A 627-nucleotide genomic window follows, 5' to 3' on the forward strand; every position below is an offset into this window, starting at 1 on the left:
GTCGTGCACACCCCGCACGGCGCGGCGCTGCTGAAGAACTTCACCCACGGCGTCTGCGGCTGCACGGGCGACTGGACCATGGCCGGCTTCCGCGCCGAGGCCATCGCCCGCATCCGCGCCCAGGTCGGCAAGGGCCGCGTGATCTGCGGGCTTTCGGGCGGCGTGGATTCGTCGGTGGCGGCGGTGCTGCTGCACGAGGCGATCGGCGACCAGCTCACCTGCATCTACGTGGACCACGGGCTGATGCGCGCGGGCGAGAGCGAGCAGGTCGTGAAGACCTTCCGGGACCGCTTCAACATCACCCTGGTGCACCGGGACGCGAGCGACCTGTTCCTGGGGCAGCTCTCCGGCGTCACGGATCCGGAGCAGAAGCGCAAGATCATCGGGCGGCTCTTCATCGAGGTCTTCGAGGAGGAGCAGAATAAGGTCGGCGGGGCGGACTTTTTGGCGCAGGGGACGCTGTATCCGGACGTGATCGAATCCGTCTCGGCCACGGGCGGGCCTTCGGTGACCATCAAGTCCCACCACAATGTGGGGGGGTTGCCGGAGGGCATGCGCATGCGCCTGGTGGAACCGCTGCGCGAGCTGTTCAAGGACGAGGTGCGCGCGCTGGGCCGCGAGCTCGGC

Annotated in this window: 1 pseudogene; it reads left to right on the forward strand. The window is 68.7% G+C overall.

Features of this window, described 5'->3' with window-relative positions:
- Positions 1-627: pseudogene (locus AC1DWF_RS35870) on the forward strand (glutamine-hydrolyzing GMP synthase); the annotation flags it as partial.

The organism is Aminobacter sp. P4_D5 (genome assembly GCF_056401815.1).